Origin of the sequence: Streptomyces sp. NPDC012510, assembly GCF_042955065.1 — a bacterium.
In the GTDB taxonomy this organism is placed as follows: domain Bacteria; phylum Actinomycetota; class Actinomycetes; order Streptomycetales; family Streptomycetaceae; genus Streptomyces.
This window is the reverse complement of record NZ_JBIBEN010000072.1, coordinates 1-1,782: the sequence shown is the minus strand read 5'-3', so window position 1 is coordinate 1,782 and position 1,782 is coordinate 1. Positions and strand designations below refer to the sequence as shown.

Annotated in this window: 2 protein-coding genes; both read left to right on the top strand. The window is 70.0% G+C overall.

The genetic code is table 11. The features are described from left to right. A partial coding sequence (locus ACFY9I_RS42350; RefSeq protein ID WP_391012834.1) for an aldehyde dehydrogenase family protein occupies positions 1-107 on the top strand: 107 nt, incomplete at its 5' end. 1 nt (position 108) lies between these two features. Beyond that, positions 109-1,074: an NAD(P)-dependent oxidoreductase gene (locus tag ACFY9I_RS42345; protein ID WP_391012831.1), complete on the top strand. Its 966-nt coding sequence runs from the start codon at positions 109-111 to the stop codon at positions 1,072-1,074. Positions 1,075-1,782 lie beyond the last annotated feature (708 nt).

Here is a 1,782-nt window from a genome sequence, read left to right as displayed (position 1 = left end):
CACCCTTCGGCGGCATCAAGCAGTCCGGCCTCGGCCGCGAAGGCGGCCGCGTCGGCATCGGCGAGTTCCTGGAATACAAGTACATCGCCGTCCCCACCGGAGCCTGACATGCCCGACCGACTCGTCGTCCTGTACCGCGGCAGCCTGCCACCCGCCACAGGGCTCATCGAGCGGCTCGCGGACACCGTGTACGCGACCGAGGAGGAGCTCCCCTACCTCCTCCCCGGCGCGGACGCCCTCATGGCCTGGGTCACCATCACCCCGGCCATCCGCGAGTCCTGGCCCGACAACCCGGAGAAGGCACCCCGCTGGGTCCACGCGTCCTCCGCGGGCGTGGACTCCTTCCTCTTCCCCGCCCTCGTCGACGACCCGGGCGTCACTCTCACGAACGCGCGCGGCGTCTACGACCAGCCGACCGCCGAGTACGTACTCGGTCTGATCCTCGCCCTGGCCAAGGACTTTCCGGGCACGTGGGAACACCAGCAGCGCCGCGAATGGCGTCCCCGTCCCAGTGACAGCATCGCCGGACGCACCGCCCTGATCTGGGGCACCGGCCCCATCGGCCGCGCCATCGCCCGACTGCTGAGGGCCGTCGGCATGCGGGTGTGCGGCGCGGGACGCACGGCCCGCACCGACGATCCCGACTTCGGCACGCTCCATGGTCCCGACGGTCTGCGTTCCGCACTGGCCGAGGCGGACTACGTCGTCCTGGCCGCCCCCCTCACCAAGACCACCCGGGGCATGGTCGACGCGTCCGTACTGGCGGCCATGAAGCCGGGCGCACGGCTGATCAACGTCGGACGAGGAGGCCTCGTCGACGAGCCGGCACTCATCGACCACCTCGCCTCCGGCCGGCTCGCCGGCGCCGCCCTCGACGTCTTCGACCAGGAGCCACTGCCACCACGATCACCTCTGTGGGACATGCCCGGTGTGATGATCTCCCCCCACACGGCAGGTGAGACCACCAGCGAACGCAACGCTCTCATCGAGGTGTTCCTCGACAACCTCACCCGTCACATCGAAGGCCACCCCCTGCGCAACGTCGTCGACAAGCGGCGAGGGTATGTGCCGTAGCACTCCGCACCACGAGGACTGGCACACCGTTGTACGCCCGTACGCCCGTACGCCCGTACGCCCGTACGCCCGTACGCCCGTACGCCCGTACGCCCGTGTGCCCGTGCGCATGCCGTCGAGGGCGATGTCCTGTGGCCGGGTGGCCCGGCTGGGGTAGTTCGGTCTTGGCCGTGATGATAGGGGGGACCAGGCGGTCCATCCCTGTGCGCAGGGCCTGGTCGGGCTCCCTGGCCTTCAGTGACTCGGCCTCGCTGTCAGTGAGATGGTTGCTCCCCGTGGTGATGCAGTAGGACCACCTCCGACGAAGGGGGCCGGGCGTCCCGGGTATCTCGGGACATTCCCCGCCCCCGTGCTGCCCCTGGAGGTGCCGACGGCGAGCGTCGACGTCGGCGCCATGGCGGCCGTCCACCGTCTCCCGGCCGCCCGGACGTCGCTTCCCGGAGGGGGCTCCGAGAGGGCGACTCAGGCCAACTGGTTATCATTTTCCTTGCCATGGTGGGGAGTTGGACGCATGCTGTGGTTCGTCTGTGAACTCCTGTTTCGTGGAGGAACATCCGTGCCATCCAACCCCCCACTGGCCCCACGTCCGAGAAGACGCGGGAGGCTGGCCGTAGGAGTCCTGGCCACCGCGCTCTTCGGCCAGTTGCTCACCGGGACCGCCGTCTCCGCCCCCTCGGCCGCGCCGTCACCGGCCAAGACCCCGCCGTC

Coding starts and splice junctions, on each gene's coding strand:
- ACFY9I_RS42345 (WP_391012831.1), top strand. CDS start 109: ATGCCCGACCGACTCGTCGTCCTGTACCGCGGCAGCCTGCCACCCGCC.